The sequence below is a fragment of the Aeromonas sp. s8 genome (genome assembly GCF_040907785.1).
GTDB classification, from domain to species: Bacteria; Pseudomonadota; Gammaproteobacteria; order Enterobacterales; family Aeromonadaceae; genus Aeromonas; species Aeromonas veronii.
This window is the reverse complement of the sequence record NZ_JBFOCL010000026.1, coordinates 1-14,109: the sequence shown is the minus strand read 5'-3', so window position 1 is coordinate 14,109 and position 14,109 is coordinate 1. Positions and strand designations below refer to the sequence as shown.

Annotated in this window: 17 protein-coding genes and 1 tRNA gene; 8 read left to right on the top strand and 10 right to left on the bottom strand. The window is 59.3% G+C overall.

Going from position 1 to position 14,109, the window contains the following annotated elements; genetic code table 11:
- Positions 1-5: 5 nt before the first annotated feature.
- A complete protein-coding gene (locus AB5Y86_RS08425) occupies positions 6-182 on the top strand; it encodes a hypothetical protein (protein WP_005339947.1) in 177 nt (58 codons plus the stop codon).
- On the opposite strand, the gene AB5Y86_RS08420 is transcribed toward AB5Y86_RS08425, so the two are convergent.
- From AB5Y86_RS08420 to tatA, 3 genes are all read right to left on the bottom strand, one after another.
- Entirely contained in the window at positions 160-1,581 is a 1,422-nt protein-coding gene (locus AB5Y86_RS08420; protein ID WP_368192581.1) for a transporter substrate-binding domain-containing protein, read from the bottom strand. The two genes, AB5Y86_RS08425 and AB5Y86_RS08420, sit on opposite strands and share 23 nt — an antisense overlap.
- A 229-nt stretch (positions 1,582-1,810) precedes the next feature.
- A complete protein-coding gene (locus tag AB5Y86_RS08415; RefSeq protein ID WP_005339945.1) occupies positions 1,811-2,113 on the bottom strand; it encodes a YfcZ/YiiS family protein in 303 nt (100 codons plus the stop codon).
- Between the two features lie 16 nt (positions 2,114-2,129).
- On the bottom strand, positions 2,130-2,291 hold the full coding sequence (gene tatA / locus AB5Y86_RS08410) for a twin-arginine translocase TatA/TatE family subunit (RefSeq protein ID WP_005339944.1): 162 nt from the start codon (positions 2,289-2,291) through the stop codon (positions 2,130-2,132).
- Positions 2,292-2,567: 276 nt separating this feature from the next.
- On the opposite strand from tatA, the gene AB5Y86_RS08405 reads away from it, so the two are divergent.
- Positions 2,568-3,536, top strand: a complete 969-nt coding sequence (locus AB5Y86_RS08405) for a LysR family transcriptional regulator (RefSeq protein WP_005357635.1) — start codon at positions 2,568-2,570, stop codon at positions 3,534-3,536.
- A 77-nt stretch (positions 3,537-3,613) separates the two neighbouring features.
- On the opposite strand, the gene AB5Y86_RS08400 is transcribed toward AB5Y86_RS08405, so the two are convergent.
- Positions 3,614-4,213 (bottom strand): YhgN family NAAT transporter, encoded by a 600-nt coding sequence (locus tag AB5Y86_RS08400; RefSeq protein ID WP_041202392.1) that lies wholly within the window; start codon positions 4,211-4,213, stop codon positions 3,614-3,616.
- Positions 4,214-4,312: 99 nt separating this feature from the next.
- Positions 4,313-4,558, bottom strand: a complete 246-nt coding sequence (locus tag AB5Y86_RS08395) for a YecH family metal-binding protein (RefSeq protein ID WP_005357633.1) — start codon at positions 4,556-4,558, stop codon at positions 4,313-4,315.
- A gap of 209 nt (positions 4,559-4,767) precedes the next feature.
- On the opposite strand from AB5Y86_RS08395, the gene AB5Y86_RS08390 reads away from it, so the two are divergent.
- Positions 4,768-6,051, top strand: coding sequence for a dicarboxylate/amino acid:cation symporter (locus AB5Y86_RS08390; protein ID WP_216954768.1), 1,284 nt, complete (start codon positions 4,768-4,770; stop codon positions 6,049-6,051).
- Positions 6,052-6,062: 11 nt separating this feature from the next.
- Here the strand turns inward: AB5Y86_RS08390 and AB5Y86_RS08385 are convergent, their stop codons facing one another.
- Both AB5Y86_RS08385 and AB5Y86_RS08380 read right to left on the bottom strand, forming a co-directional pair.
- On the bottom strand, positions 6,063-6,377 hold the full coding sequence (locus tag AB5Y86_RS08385; protein ID WP_005339933.1) for a DUF2007 domain-containing protein: 315 nt from the start codon (positions 6,375-6,377) through the stop codon (positions 6,063-6,065).
- Between the two features lie 9 nt (positions 6,378-6,386).
- Positions 6,387-7,289 carry a LysR family transcriptional regulator gene (locus AB5Y86_RS08380; RefSeq protein WP_157161571.1) on the bottom strand — a complete coding sequence of 301 codons (903 nt, stop codon included), beginning with the start codon at positions 7,287-7,289 and terminating at the stop codon, positions 6,387-6,389.
- Positions 7,290-7,385: 96 nt separating this feature from the next.
- On the opposite strand from AB5Y86_RS08380, the gene AB5Y86_RS08375 reads away from it, so the two are divergent.
- Positions 7,386-8,438, top strand: coding sequence for an HlyD family secretion protein (locus AB5Y86_RS08375; protein WP_368192580.1), 1,053 nt, complete (start codon positions 7,386-7,388; stop codon positions 8,436-8,438).
- Complete coding sequence (locus AB5Y86_RS08370) at positions 8,438-9,991, top strand: DHA2 family efflux MFS transporter permease subunit (protein ID WP_368192579.1); 1,554 nt, start codon at positions 8,438-8,440, stop codon at positions 9,989-9,991. Before AB5Y86_RS08375 ends, AB5Y86_RS08370 begins: the two co-directional genes overlap by 1 nt.
- Positions 9,992-10,068: 77 nt before the next feature.
- On the opposite strand, the gene AB5Y86_RS08365 is transcribed toward AB5Y86_RS08370, so the two are convergent.
- Positions 10,069-10,695 (bottom strand): lysoplasmalogenase, encoded by a 627-nt coding sequence (locus AB5Y86_RS08365; RefSeq protein WP_005348507.1) that lies wholly within the window; start codon positions 10,693-10,695, stop codon positions 10,069-10,071.
- Between the two features lie 175 nt (positions 10,696-10,870).
- On the opposite strand from AB5Y86_RS08365, the gene AB5Y86_RS08360 reads away from it, so the two are divergent.
- Entirely contained in the window at positions 10,871-11,026 is a 156-nt protein-coding gene (locus AB5Y86_RS08360; RefSeq protein ID WP_368192577.1) for a hypothetical protein, read from the top strand.
- A 79-nt stretch (positions 11,027-11,105) separates the two neighbouring features.
- On the opposite strand, the gene AB5Y86_RS08355 is transcribed toward AB5Y86_RS08360, so the two are convergent.
- Complete coding sequence (locus AB5Y86_RS08355; protein ID WP_368192575.1) at positions 11,106-12,224, bottom strand: fatty acid desaturase; 1,119 nt, start codon at positions 12,222-12,224, stop codon at positions 11,106-11,108.
- A 147-nt stretch (positions 12,225-12,371) separates the two neighbouring features.
- Between AB5Y86_RS08355 and fabR the strand changes: the two genes are divergently transcribed.
- Together fabR and AB5Y86_RS08345 are read left to right on the top strand one after the other, a co-directional pair.
- Positions 12,372-12,992 (top strand): HTH-type transcriptional repressor FabR, encoded by a 621-nt coding sequence (gene fabR / locus AB5Y86_RS08350; protein ID WP_005339921.1) that lies wholly within the window; start codon positions 12,372-12,374, stop codon positions 12,990-12,992.
- 19 nt (positions 12,993-13,011) lie between these two features.
- Entirely contained in the window at positions 13,012-13,377 is a 366-nt protein-coding gene (locus AB5Y86_RS08345; protein WP_368192573.1) for a YijD family membrane protein, read from the top strand.
- Positions 13,378-13,855: 478 nt separating this feature from the next.
- On the opposite strand, the gene AB5Y86_RS08340 is transcribed toward AB5Y86_RS08345, so the two are convergent.
- A tRNA-Asp gene (locus tag AB5Y86_RS08340) sits at positions 13,856-13,932 on the bottom strand.
- Positions 13,933-14,109 lie beyond the last annotated feature (177 nt).

Below are 14,109 nucleotides of genomic sequence, written 5' to 3'. Positions count from 1 at the left end.
TGCTGATGGAACTGCATGATACCCCGATGTTGCGCTATCTGGGCCAGCTCAGCCAGCCAGATCTCATCCCGGCCACCGGCCCCGCCCACTGGTTTTTGCAACACAGGGACGGTGGCTGGCAATTGCCGACCGTGCAGGCGACCCTGCCGGTCAACCGGCTCAGGGCTGAGCCGCTTCGATAGCGGCAGCCTTGCCCTCGATCTGGGGCAGGCTGAAACGATAGGCCACGTAGTACTTGTAGATAGTGCCGACATAGTTGATCGGCCCCTGTCCGACTTCGTTGGCCACCAGCTGATCCACGTTGCCGAACCAGACGTTGGGATCGAGCCCCAACTTCTCCGCCTTGCCTCGCAGCGCCTGCACCCGGTTTGGCCCGGCGTTGTAGGCGGCGAGGGCAAACAGGTGGCGGTTGAGCCGATCCAGCTTGGGATCATTGAAGTAGGTATCGAGGATCAACCGCATGTAGCGGCAGGCGGCCTCCACATTTCCCTCCAGCGTGGTGAGTCTGGCGCCGTTGATGCCGACTTCCCGCCCCGTACTGGGCAGCAACTGCATGAGGCCCACGGCCCCCTTGGGCGAGCGCGCCTTGGGATTGAGGCCGGACTCCTTGTAGCCAAGCGCCGCCAGCATCAGCCAGTCGAGATCGTATTGATTGGCGTACTTCTCCAACACCTTGCGAATGGTCGCGAGGCGCCCCATAGGATCCGGCGCCAGGATATTGCTCATCTGATCGCTGCGAACCAGCAACCGGCGCAGGGTCATGTCACTGTAAAGGCTGTTGCGGCTGACACTCGCCAGATAGCCATTGACCGCCTTGAGCAGCTCGGGGCTGTTCTTGCGCAGCGCCCAGGCACTGGTGCCGTTGCTGCGCAGGGGGATCAGCTTGTGGGCCTTGAGGCCGGAGATCATGCCACCCAGCCAGATCCGCCCCTTGTAGCTGTCGGTCACCGTCAGGGGAATAATGCCAGCGGCCACCATCTCCAGCAGATCGCCATCCTGCAGGTATTCGGGCACCGTCTCGATATAGACGGGGGGCAGCCCCAATTCGCGAAACAGCCAGTTGAGCTGGCGCAGACTCTCGTAGTAGCTGGAGCTGGCGCGCACCCAGACCCGCCTGCCGGAGAGCTGGGTAATGCGGCTGAAGGCGGGCAGGCTCTGCTGGCTCACCACCCACTCCTCGATGGAAGAGATGAGCGGCCGGGAGAAGGCCACCTGTTCACGCCGGGTCGGGGTCACCGTCATGGTCGCCGCCACCAGATCGCCGCGCCCCTCGGTCAGATAGTCCAGCAGCTTGTCCTGCCGCACCGGGATGTAGACCACCTTGAGTTTGACCTTCTCTTTGGCGAGATAGGTCTTGTTCAGCCAGCGCTCGAACCCTTGCAGCTGATTGACCAGAATGCCGTACTGGGCGCCGCGATCGAGAAAGTAGAAGCCGCGCTCATAGACCACCAGAGCCCTGAGTTCGTGCTTTTGCAGAATGCTTTCGAGGTCACCGGGTTGGGGCAGACGCTGTGGCTTGAGTTCAGCCGCGAGCAGGGGAAAACAGCAGAGGGCCAGCAGAGCCCAGATCCAGCGTCGCATCACGATGGCTGCCCCTGTGCTGACGTCACACCTGCTGCCTGTTGGCAGCACGGATCACGATAGAGGGTGGGATTGGGGGCAGAGATCCATCGCTGCGTCATGATGTTTACGCCTTCTGTTGGCCGACTCGCGCCGGGCAAAAACGTCTGTGGGATAGAGTAACTATAGAACGCCGACCCACAGCAGAAGGGTCAACACGGCAGGCAAACCTGCCGCGTTATCAGACAACTCAGATAGAGCGGGCCCGCATTTCGAAAATCAGTTTTTCAGCAGTGCAGGTGAATTGCAGGCGGGCTTTCAGGATCACGCCGTTGGCGCCCTGGGTCAGTTCGCTGCTCACTTGAGCTTCGGCAGTGACCTGTTTGGCCAGTGCTTCATAGGCAGCCAGCTTGGCGCGGGCATCAGCCTCGGCAGCGGCTTCAATCACCAGATCCATCACATCGTCGCCTTCGCCGATGATAGTGCCGATCTCGGCAAAACAGCCGCAGCTGTCACAGGTTTCGTTCAGTTCAACTTTCTCGTCTACAGACATTTTCTACTCCTACTGCTTATTTCGGATGATTTGCGTCGTCACGCATCGCCTTGCGAAAATCTTTGATGGCGGTACCCAGATCCTCACCTGCACTGGCAAGACGCTTGCTGCCGAAGACCAGCACAACGACCAGCAAGAGGATCAACATATGCCAGATATGAATTCCACCGAGTCCCATAGGGATGCTCCCTCACAAAGAGATATCTGTTACTTGTATCAAAATAGAGCGCAGGGATTGTTGGGCAAAATCAAGGCAGGTGCAAGTGAGCAAATAAATCATAGCCAAAAAATAGGGCGACCCAAAGGTCGCCATATTGATTGTGCTACATGTCCCCTCAACCGCTACATCCTGTACCAGTGGTTCATGCGAACCTGAGACCATTCGAGGATAAGATCGCCAAGATATGAAAACAAATGGTATAAATTCATCTTAGAATTGAAGAGGATTCATATCATGCTGCTGGAACAACTGGGTCGCATCGACCTCAATTTGCTGATTATCCTGCAGGTGCTGCTGGAGGAGCGCAACGGCAGCAAGGCGGCACGCCGCCTTCATCTGAGCCAGTCCGCCGTCAGCAAAGCCCTCGGCCGTCTGCGCGATACCTTCAATGATCCCCTCTTCATCCGCTCTGCCTACGGGCTGGAACCCACCGGCCGCGCCCTTGCTCTGCAACAGCAGTTGCAACCCATCCTGCTGTCGCTGGATAACCTGATCCAGCCGCCCGAGTTCGACCCCGCCAGCTCGGAGCGGGAGTTCGTCATCGCCAGCATGGACAGCGCCTTCACCCTGTTTGCCCCGCTCTACCTGAGCGAGCTGAAGCGGCAGGCACCAAGGATCCGCTTGCGTTACGAGGAGTGGACCGAGAACAGTCTGACCGAGATGAGTCAGGGACAGGTGGACATCGCCTTCGCGGTGCGGGAGAACTGCATCAGCTCCGATTATCGGCTCGATACCCTGCCCGACAGCATCTGTCAGCGAGTGCTGGCGGTCGATGATCTCACCTGTCTGGTGCAGCAGCACCACCCCGCGCTGCGAGAGCCCAACTGGAATCTGGAGCACTACCTCAGTTATCCCCATGTGCAGACTTACTGCGAGGGACGGGACCGCTGGATGCTGGATCACAAGCTGGCGGAGCAGGATCTCTACCGGCGTATCGAGGCAACCGTGCCCTCCTTCGAGGCGGCGCTGCGGATGGGGATGCACTCCGACATGATAGTGACCCTCTCCAGGCTCTACGCCCGCCACGCCACCCAGGTCTATCCGCTGTTGCAGTTGCCGCTGCCCATCGGGTTGGACAGCATCTCCCATCTGCTCATCTGGCATCAGCGTCACAGCGAGGATCCGGGCCACCGCTGGCTGCGGGAATTGTTGCTCTCCCTCATCATGAGCAAACTGGAACCCGCTGCGACCACTCACGGGTGACGGCACGCCCTCTCGGCAGGAAAAAAAGAACGGGGCTCTGCGTAGCCCCGTTTCATTTATTTCGGTATGTAAACCGGTCAGCCCTGACCGGTCACCGCCAGATAGTGATGTACCCCGTCCAGCAACATCTGAACCGAGATCATCACCAGCAGCATGCCCATCAACCGCTCCACCGCAGTGAGTCCCCGCTCACCCAGCAGCTTGTTGAATACCTCGTAGAACATCAGGATCACCGCGCTGGCGGCCCAGGCCATAAAGAGCGCCAGCGACCAGTCCACCATCCGGGCCGGCTCCTGATTGGCCAGCAGCATCAAAGAAGCCAAGATAGAAGGACCGGCGATCATCGGGATCGCCATCGGCACCAGGAAGGGCTCCTCGCCCGCCGCCAGCCCGGTCACGCCCCCCTCACTCGGGAAGATCATCTTGATGGCGATCAGGAACAGGATAATGCCCCCAGCAATGCTGACCGCCTCCTGCCGCAGGTTGAGGAAACCGAGGATCTGCTGACCGACGAACAGGAACAGCATCATGATGGCCAGCGAGAAGAGCAGCTCGCGCACCATCACCTTGCGGCGGCGCTTGGGATCGATATGACGCAGGATAGAGAGGAAGACCGGCAGGTTGCCCAGCGGGTCCATGATCAGAAACAGCATGACTGCGGCAGAGAAAGTATCCATACAACGCCCGGGCTACGCCCTGAATAGGGAAAAGAGAGGGGGCGAAATATAGCAAAGGGCGAAGAATTGAGCGAGCGCCATGATGCGCTCGCAGCGGGATTAACCGTGGTTGCAGATCTTGTCGGCACGGGTCTGGAAACCCTCGGCCGAGTCGATGAATTTGCCGCGAGCAGCCAGAAAGTCGATCAGCGCTTCCGCATCCATCTCGCTGGCGCTGCAGGTATGAAAACGGGCCTCGGCACCGAACCGCTCGGCCATCGCCTGTTTCAGGCTGGCACGGGTAAATTGCCCCCCTTGTGCCAACATCATCTCCATCACTTCGTGACCATGAACCGATTGCGACATCTCTCACCTCAATAATGAACATATTTAATGCCAATTAAATATCTCCCCGTCCGGAGGGATCTTGATATAGGCCAATAAATTGCGCATTTCCTGGTCAGGGGAGTGGTCACCGCCACCGCTTTGTCGATAATGTGGCAACCCGCGTCAGGGATCGCTACACTGGCGCCCCTTTTTGGCCATCGCAGACAATGTATAAGGATATTGGCGTCATGCTGTTCCATGGAGAGGCTCTCAAGCCCTGGCAGATCTGGACCCGCCGACCACTCTGGCTCAAGACCCTGATCGGCATGCTGACAGGGGTGGGTCTGGGCGTCGGCTTTGAAGAGCAAGCCCTGTTGCTCAAGCCCCTTGGCGTCCTGTTCGTCAACACCATCCAGATGCTGATGGTGCCCCTCATTTTCTGCTCGGTCATCGCCGGTCTCACCTCGCTGCTCAAGGGCAAGGCCCTCGATCGCATCGGCAGCAAGGCGATCTGCCTCTACTTCTGTTCGACCGCCATCGCCATCTGCATCGGCCTGATGATGGGCTGGCTGCTGGAACCCGGCATGGGTGCCGACATGGGCCCCTATGATCGGGTCGGTATGTCGGAACCACCCACCCTGGCCAGCGTGCTGAGCCATCTGGTACCGAGCAACCCGGTACAGGCGATGGTGGATGGCAAGATCCTGCAAGTGATCGTCTTTGCGGTGGCGCTGGCGGTCGCCCTCAATGCCAGCGGTCGCCGTGGCCGTCCCGCCATCCTCTTCTTCACATCGCTGGCCGAGGGGATGTTCAAACTGACCCAGATGGTGATGGCGCTCGCCCCTTACGGTGTCTGCGCCCTGATGGCCTGGATGACCGGCAAGTACGGTCTCGACCTGCTGCTGCCGCTGCTCAAGGTGATCGGCGCCGTCTACCTCGGCTGCCTGCTGCACGTGCTCGGGGTCTACAGCACCCTGCTGCTCCTGCTGGCACGGCTCAATCCGCTGCACTACTTCAAGAGCATCGTTGACGCTCAGGCGGTGGCCTTCACCAGCAGCTCCAGTAACTCCACCCTGCCCATCAGTCTGGCCTGCGCCGAGAAGCGGCTGGGAGTCTCTCCCGCCATCACAGCCAAGGTGCTGCCCATCGGCGCCACCATCAACATGGATGGCACCGCCCTCTATCAGGGAGTGACTGCGCTGTTCGTGGCTCAGGCATTCGGGGTGGATCTGCACATGGTCGATTATCTGACCATCATCAGCATCGCCACCCTGGCCAGTATCGGCACCGCAGGCACCCCGGGCACCGGATTGATGCTGCTGACCCTGACCCTGACGGCGGTGGGCTTGCCGCTGGAAGGGGTGGCACTGATTGCGGGCATTGACCGGATCCTCGACATGGCGCGCACCACGGTCAATGTTTCGGGGGATATTCTGGTGTCGGTGCTAATCGCCCGCAGCGAAAACGAACTGGATCTGGCGACCTATCACGATGCCAGCGCAGGAGAAGATATCGAGTTCCCGCCGCGCTAGCGGAAGAAAGATCAGCTGTCGTGGGGATCGTGATGACAGCGCCAGCAGACATCGAAGTTGGCGCCGTTCTCCTCCCCGCACTGGCCGCACAGCCAGCCGTTACCCTGACGCTGCTGGTAACGCTCGATGACCCGTCCTGCCTTGCTGCGATCCTCGGCCCGCACCATCAGGGTCACCTGCAACATGTCGACCGGCAGCTCGCCAAGGGCGCCAGACAGCCCCTCGCCATTGAGGCGCACCAGCACCCCTTCCGCCTCCAGCGCCCCTTTCAACGCGTGCGCCTCCAGGGTGTGTGAGGCGCGATAGAGATTGATCCAGTTATCCATAGCTCCCCCTTACAACAACTTGTCGATGCCAAACTCGGCGCCGTTCTCAATCATGAAATCGATGAATGCCCGCAACTTGCGCGGCATCAGTTGCCGCTCCGGAAACAGCAAATAAATCGGCACCCTGGGTTGCTGCCACTCTGGCAGCAGGATCACCAATTCGCCGCTGGCCAGCTCATCCTGACAGAGCATAGCGGGTAACGAGGCCAACCCCAGCCCCGCCTTCGCAGCCTCCCGGGCACAGGTAATATTATTGACCCGAAAACGGGATGGGGGGTCAACCAGCACCTCTCTACCATCCAGCTCGAAGCACCAGTGAGAGGCGAGAAACCCGCTGCTCACCGTCACCCGCTCGAGGTTAGCCAGATCCTCCGGCCGCTCGATGACCGGGCTGCGGGCCAGATAGTCCGGGCTGGCACAGAGCAGCCTCCCGGTGCTCCAGAGTCGGCGCGCCGCCAGATTGGAGTCGCTCATGTCGCCAATCCGCACCACCGCATCCAGCCCTTCGCTGATGGGATCCACCACCCGGTTGGTCAGCTCCAGCTCCACCTGCAGGGCGGGATAGGCCTGCAAAAACTTGGCGACCAAGCGCCCGACCACCAGTTGCCCCGTCTCGATGGGCACCGCCAGTTTGAGGGTGCCGGTCACCTCCTGCTGGCTGGCGCTCAGCATCAGCTCGGCTTCGGTCAGGGCATCGACCGCCTTGCTGCAGTGCAGGTAGTACTTCTCCCCCTCCTCGGTCAAGGTGAGCTGACGGGTGGAGCGATAGAGCAGACGCACTCCGAGCCGCTGTTCCAGTTCGGCGATGCGGCGGCTGACCATCGCCTTGGTCATCCCCAGCTCGCGGGCGGCCCCCGTAAATGAGCCCTTGTCGACGATACGCACCAGAATTAACGCGGCATTGAGATCCATTGTTGCACCAGTGAAACTGTATATCTCGTGAACCAATACTAATCGAAACAGTTGACCAGTGTTAGCCTGCGCCCCTTAAGTTCAGGAATCACAAAAATGAGTCAACACAAGAAAATTCCCCTGCTGGCAGCCATGATATTGGCGCTGCTCGGTCTGCTGTTCGCCGGTTACTGGTATCTTCACGGCCGCTATTTTGAAAGCACCGACAACGCCTATCTGCAAAGTGAAGTGACCGGGATCAGCTCCAAGCTGCCCGGCTATATCCGCGAAGTACTGGTTACCGACAACCAGCCGGTCAAAGCGGGCCAGCTGATCGCCCGGCTCGATGATCGCGAATACAAGACCAGGGTCGCGGAAGCGGAAGCCGACCTGCGCCTCAATCAGGCGACGGCCGAAAATCTGGCTGCCACCCGCACCCAACAACTGAGCCTGATCCAGCAGGCCGAGGCCAAGGTCGCCTCCGCCAATGCCGAACAGCTGCGCGCCAGCCAGCAGGTCAACCGGATCAGTCAGCTCAACCAGCGCCACTACAGCTCGCAAGACAGTCTGGACGAGGTGCGGGCCGGCCTGCAGGTCAATCAGGCGCAAGCCCGGGAGGCCCAAGCCGCCCTGCAGGCGGCCCGTGAACGACTGCTGGTACTGGATGCCGAGCGCAAACAGAATCTGGCCAAGCTGGCATTGAGCGAAGCACAACTGGAGCAGGCCAAGCTGGAGCTAGGTTATACCGAGCTGCGGGCGCCGGCCGATGGCATCATCGGCAAGCGCAGCCTGCGGGAAGGACTCTACGTCCAGTCCGGCATGCAGGTCGCCAGCCTGGTGCCGCTGCAGCAGGTGTGGGTCGAGGCTAACTTCAAGGAGACCCAGCTCGCCCATATGCAGCCGGGCCAGAAGGTCGAAGTGGTGCTCGATGCCTACCCGGATCAACCGGTCGAGGGGGTCATCGACAGCCTGGCCCCAGCCACCGGCGCCAAGTTCGCCCTGCTGCCACCGGAGAATGCCACCGGCAACTTCACCAAAATCGTGCAGCGGGTACCGGTGAAGATCCGCATCCCCGAGCCGGGCCCGCTGGCAGGCAAGCTGCTGCCGGGTCTCTCGACCGAAGTGATCGTGGATACCCGCACTCCTGATCCCGTGGTGGCTGCCAACTGATGGAACCCATTCCACGTCGCAACTGGATCGCGGTCATGGGGGGGCTTATCGGCGCCTTCATGGCCATCCTCGATATCCAGATCACCAATGCCTCCCTGAAGGATATTCAGGGGGCCCTGTCGGCCACCCTGAGCGAAAGCTCCTGGATCTCCACCTCCTATCTGGTGGCGGAGATGATCGCCATCCCCCTGAGCGGCTGGCTGAGCCGGGGGCTGAGCGTGCGCCGCTACCTACTCTGGACCACCGGTGCGTTTATCGCCGCCTCCGTGCTCTGCTCGTTCAGCTGGAACCTCACCAGCATGATCGTCTTCCGGGCGCTGCAGGGCTTCACCGGCGGGGCGCTGATCCCGATGGCCTTCTCTCTCATCGTCACCCTGTTGCCGTTACAGAAGCGGGCCACCGGCATGGCGCTGTTTGGCCTTTGCGCCACCTTCGCCCCCGCCATCGGCCCAACCCTCGGCGGCTGGCTCACCGAGCAGATGTCGTGGCACTACATCTTCTATCTCAACGTGCCACCGGGACTGCTGGTGATGGCCATGCTGGCCCACGGGCTTGATAAAAAACCAGTGGACTGGGCCGTGATCAAGCGGGTAGACCTCATCGGGATTGTCACCATGGCGCTTGGCCTCGGCTTGCTGGAGGTGGTACTGGAAGAGGGCAACCGGGAGGACTGGTTCGGCTCAAGCTTCATCGTGCGACTGGCGGTCATCTCGGCGGTGGCGCTGGTGTTCTTCGTTATCAGCCAGCTGATCCGCCGTCACCCGCTGGTCAATCTGCGGCTGCTGCACAACCCGCGCTTCGCGCTGGCCTGCTTCGCCTATCTGATCCTCGGCATGGCGTTGATGGGATCTATCTATGTGTTGCCGCTCTACATGACCCAGATCCACAACTACAACGCGCTGGAAATCGGCGAGGTACTGATGTGGATGGGGCTGCCGCAACTGCTGGTGCTACCGCTGGTACCCAGGCTGACCCACAAGATAGACCCGCGCTATCTGGTGAGTTTCGGCTTCCTGATCTTCGCCGTCAGCTGCTTTATGAACGTCAACATGAGTGCCGACTACGCCGGGCCGCAGCTGATCCAGTCGCTTATCGTGCGGGCGCTGGGGCAGCCCTTCATCATGGTGCCGCTCTCCCTGGTCGCCACCGCCAGCCTGAGCCACGACGAGATCCCCTCCTCCTCGACCCTGCTCAACGTGCTGCGCAACCTCGGTGGTGCGTTCGGTATCGCCATCATCGCGACCATGCTCGACAACGATACCCGCACCCATGTGCTGCAGATTGGCAGCACTCTGGCCGCCAGCAGTATCGAGGGGCAGAGCTATCTGCTGCAACTGGCCCAGAGCATGATGGCGCAGGGTTCAGGCCCCGAGATTGCCCAGCAGCAAGCCCACGCCATGCTGGCCAATACCATCGACCGGGAAGCGGCCATCATGGCCTACAACCAGGTGTTCTACATCATGGGGATCTTCCTGCTGATCGCCAGCGCACTGATGCTGTTGCTCAAATCCCCCGCCCCACGGGCTGCGGATGCCGCACCGCTAGAGGCGTGAAAAACGCCGGGCATAAAACGAAAAACGGGCCAATGCCCGTTTTTCGTTATCTGTTACCTGCACTCAACCAGAAGACGTTATCCCGCCAGCGACCCCGCAATCAGGAATTGCGCCGCGAAGTAGCTACTCATCACCCAAGCTCGAGCGTGGGGAAAGGGGCGGCGGAAGCGATCGAGCGCCAGCATGCTGTCGGAGAAGAGGAACATCAGTGCCCCAACCAGAGCGGCGGCCGAACCGGCAGTGAGAGAGGCGTGCCAGGCACCGGCAGCCACCCAGGCCATACCGATGATCACCAGCATGTAGCAGAAGACCGGGATCCGCATCTCCCCCAGCTTGCCCCACAGCAGGCCGAATACCATGCCGGCGATCAGCAACAGCAGCAAACCATCCACCAGATTGAGCAACAGCGGCCCCTGGGCAAAGCCGACGATATAGCAGAGATGCGCGACAAGAAATGCCGCCAACCCCTGAATGAAGCGATCACTTGGCAGCATCAGCAGCACATCGCCCGCCAGCGAGAGACAAAGGCCGAGCAGGATCCAGGCGTGTGAGCCATCGTGGTCATAACTCTGGTAGCCGAACGCCAACGCGATGATAAGCAGCATGGTCAGCGGCTTGCTGATATAGAACTGGCGGCTGTCTGAACCGTAGGCAGCACGGATGTGCCACCAACCTGAAGCGATGATCAAGAAACTCAATAACATGCCCTGCTCCTCACCTGTTGCTCGCAGTCATACGGCAACCGTTTTTATCATGATGCAGGGTAACAAATTCCCTACCCCAGTGGCAGGGGTGCTGATCAAATGGACAGACTAAGCCTAAAGTCTAATTGCCGCCCCGAGTGGTTCAGGGCATAAGTGACGGGTCTGGAGGATCACCATGGAAGAAGCTATGAAGAATTATCTGCCCGCCATCGATATCATGATGTGCCATTTGGGGATCAGCTTTGAGCAGGCCTGTGAACAACTGGGTCTCAGCCAGCAGGAGCAGCAGGCACTGGATCATTTGCAGCAACAGCAGAGCCAAGCCAACTAGTCCGTTCTAACACGCATACCAAAGAGAAGACCGCCAGCAGGCGGTCTTCTCTTTTAGTCTCTGTGATAACCGGACGGCATCATGCAATACCTGCCAGCAAACGACTCCAGTTGCGTTTACCTGCGATAAAGCCATCCCGCAGAGCCCGGTACTCTAGTTGCAGCCTGAGGCGGTCATAGCGCGCCAGCGCCTTGCGCTTGCGCAGCTCCAGCAGCCGCTTGCGACTGGCGTAATAGTGTTGCAACTGCTGGCTCAGCTTGTCGTACTCCTCCTGCAGCAGCGCCTGCCACAGTTCGCGATCTTCCTGCTTGCGCAACTTGGCTTGTGCCCGTTTCAGCTGCATCTGCAGCCGGGCCTGCTCGATACGCTCCTCCGGCGAGGATCTGAGATCCCCCGCCAGACCGCACCAGGAGGCGAGCCGGATCAACCACTTGGTCGGATCGAACTGCCACCAGTGAATGCCGTTGCGGTAGTCATTCTCGAACAGGTGGTGAAAGTTGTGGTACCCCTCGCCAAAGGTGAAAAAAGCCAGGATGCCGTTATCGCGAGCGGTATTGTGGTCGGTATAGGGCTGACTGCCCCAGATGTGGGCCAGCGAATTGATGAAGAAGGTGGTGTGGTGAGTCATCACCATTCTTAGCACGCCCGCCAACAGCAACATGCCGAGCATATCCCCGTGCCACAGGCCGAGCAGCAGCGGCAGCCCCAGATTAGCCGCCAGTGCCAGCGTCAGATAGTGACGGTGCTGAAACGCGACCACCGGGTTGTTCTGCAGATCACGCACATTGCTGTAATCGCCATAGCGATCTCCCTGATGCTCCCGCAGCATCCAGCCGATGTGGGAATAGCAGAAACCGCGCCCCGCGCTGTAGGGGTCTTTATCGTTGTCATCCACATGACGATGGTGACGGCGGTGATCGGCCGACCAGTGCAGGGCCGAATTCTGTAGCGCCAACGCACCGCCGATGGCAAACAACCACTGTAAAGCGAGGTGCGCCTTGTAGGCCTTGTGCGACCAGAGCCGGTGATAGCCTGCGGTGATGGAGAGACCACTAAGGCAGAACAACAACAGGAAACTGGCCCACTGCCAGAGATCGTAACCGTGGCTCATGCCGTACCAGGGTACGACAATCAACGCCACTATCCCGGAGAGGGAAAACAGAAGGGTATTAGTCAAAATAATGGGGGGTCTGGCCATCTCATTGCATCCTTTCAGCGAACAGCTGTTAGCCATTTTCTATGGTGATTTCCTCACGGTCAATGGTAAAAAAGTAGGATACAAACCTGATCCTGAGGCGCCTTCGGGTTATCATTTGTCCTCGTTAAGCTGAAGGTGACTGATTTCGTGGGTATTCGCGCTCAACAAAAAGAAAAAACTCGGCGTACATTGATCGATGCTGCATTCAGCCAACTGTGCGCCAATCGGAGTTTCTCCAATCTCAGCCTGCGGGAAGTCGCTCGCGAAGCGGGTATCGCGCCCACCTCTTTCTATCGCCACTTTCGCGATATGGAGGAACTGGGCCTGACCCTGGTTGACGAAGGAGGTCTCACCCTGCGCCAACTGATGCGCCAGGCACGCCAGCGCATTGCCGGTGGTGGCAGTGTCATCAGCACCTCGGTGCAAACCTTTATGGAGTTTGTCGAGAACAACCCCAACATCTTCCGGCTGCTGCTGCGGGAACGCTCCGGCACCTCGGCCGCCTTTCGTCAGGCGGTGGCTCGCGAAATCCAGCACTTTATCGCAGAGCTGACCGATTATCTGGAAGCCACCACAGAAGCACCACGGGAAGATGCCTACATCCAGGCAGAAGCCATGGTCACCATCGTCTTCAGTGCCGGTGCCGATGCACTCGACATGACCAGCGAAGAGTGCCGTGCACTCTCCGACCGAACAATTCGCCAACTGCGGATGATCGCCATGGGCGCCGAGGTACAAAACCAGAAGCGCCGTGAACCTCACCCATGACCACAGGATGGAGAACGATATGACTGAACAGCTTATGATCCCGAAAAAACCGCTCGTCATGGCCATGCTGATTGGTATCTGTGGCGATGCCTCTCTGGCCGTGCTGACCAACTCGGTCGTGCCTTTCTCCTTCTTCCCGCTGATTGCCCTCTGGCTGGCGGCCTATCAGCTGTTCCAGCACTATCGCCATGAACCCATGGTGGGCAACACTCCCATCTGCACCCTGCTCTGCTTCTTTATCGGTGTCTTCGGCCACTCCGCGCTGCTCAAGGTGCAATACCCAGAGCTTGGCAGCAACTTCTTCTCCCTGATCATGATGCTGCTGCTACTGGCAGCCCTCTCCATCAAGCTCGGCCTGAGCATTGGCAACAAAGAGAAGCCCTGATAAATCGACCGAGTGATGGTAATCAGTTGATAGATAAAGCAAAGAGGCCTTCCCGTCGGGAAGGCCTCTTTGCTTGAACGGTACCTGATTAATCCGGCAATCTCGGTATTCCCAACCCAGCCAAGCTGCAGGGCTTCAAGATCGACGTGCAAATGGAAGAGGGGGTGGTCAATATGGAACCGCCCTGTAGTCGGCAAGCGGCAGAAGGCTGAGTTGACCACCTGCAGAGTCGTTCAAATTGCTGTGAATGAAACTGATAGGGCTCGGATATAGCCAGAAAATGGTGGGAATAATCGGCTATCTGGCCATTCTTCCGACAGGTAAAAGCCTGACATTGGCGATATAACGCACTAAAAATACAAAAGCCCGGTCGTGAGAGCGAGTTTTGTGTTAGTTCCTGTGCGTAAATCGGTGAGCCACTGGGCAAAAACCACCCATAGCAAAAAGGCCTTCCCAGTAGGGAAGGCCTTCAAATTAGTGGCGGAGCGGACGGGACTCGAACCCGCGACCCCCGGCGTGACAGGCCGGTATTCTAACCGACTGAACTACCGCTCCGCATTCGGTTAGCTTGCGCTAAATTGTTTGCCGCGTCAGTGAGGTGTCATCCTCGCAGCCAGTGACGTGATTCTTCACATCGCTGTTTAATTGGGTGCCTGGCAGTGTCCTACTCTCGCATGGCGAATGCCACACTACCATCGGCGCTACCGCGTTTCACTTCTGAGTTCGGCATGG

Bases quoted from the DNA above. Each gene is read 5' to 3' on its own strand.
- tatA (WP_005339944.1), bottom strand. From the start codon at position 2,291: ATGGGACTCGGTGGAATTCATATCTGGCATATGTTGATCCTCTTGCTG.
- AB5Y86_RS08370 (WP_368192579.1), top strand. From the start codon at position 8,438: ATGGAACCCATTCCACGTCGCAACTGGATCGCGGTCATGGGGGGGCTT.
- AB5Y86_RS08400 (WP_041202392.1), bottom strand. From the start codon at position 4,213: ATGGATACTTTCTCTGCCGCAGTCATGCTGTTTCTGATCATGGACCCG.
- AB5Y86_RS08380 (WP_157161571.1), bottom strand. From the start codon at position 7,289: ATGGATCTCAATGCCGCGTTAATTCTGGTGCGTATCGTCGACAAGGGC.
- AB5Y86_RS08360 (WP_368192577.1), top strand. From the start codon at position 10,871: ATGGAAGAAGCTATGAAGAATTATCTGCCCGCCATCGATATCATGATG.
- AB5Y86_RS08395 (WP_005357633.1), bottom strand. From the start codon at position 4,558: ATGTCGCAATCGGTTCATGGTCACGAAGTGATGGAGATGATGTTGGCA.
- AB5Y86_RS08375 (WP_368192580.1), top strand. From the start codon at position 7,386: ATGAGTCAACACAAGAAAATTCCCCTGCTGGCAGCCATGATATTGGCG.
- AB5Y86_RS08390 (WP_216954768.1), top strand. From the start codon at position 4,768: ATGCTGTTCCATGGAGAGGCTCTCAAGCCCTGGCAGATCTGGACCCGC.
- AB5Y86_RS08425 (WP_005339947.1), top strand. From the start codon at position 6: ATGGAACTGCATGATACCCCGATGTTGCGCTATCTGGGCCAGCTCAGC.
- AB5Y86_RS08415 (WP_005339945.1), bottom strand. From the start codon at position 2,113: ATGTCTGTAGACGAGAAAGTTGAACTGAACGAAACCTGTGACAGCTGC.
- AB5Y86_RS08345 (WP_368192573.1), top strand. From the start codon at position 13,012: ATGACTGAACAGCTTATGATCCCGAAAAAACCGCTCGTCATGGCCATG.
- AB5Y86_RS08405 (WP_005357635.1), top strand. From the start codon at position 2,568: ATGCTGCTGGAACAACTGGGTCGCATCGACCTCAATTTGCTGATTATC.
- AB5Y86_RS08355 (WP_368192575.1), bottom strand. From the start codon at position 12,224: ATGGCCAGACCCCCCATTATTTTGACTAATACCCTTCTGTTTTCCCTC.
- AB5Y86_RS08420 (WP_368192581.1), bottom strand. From the start codon at position 1,581: ATGCGACGCTGGATCTGGGCTCTGCTGGCCCTCTGCTGTTTTCCCCTG.
- AB5Y86_RS08385 (WP_005339933.1), bottom strand. From the start codon at position 6,377: ATGGATAACTGGATCAATCTCTATCGCGCCTCACACACCCTGGAGGCG.
- AB5Y86_RS08365 (WP_005348507.1), bottom strand. From the start codon at position 10,695: ATGTTATTGAGTTTCTTGATCATCGCTTCAGGTTGGTGGCACATCCGT.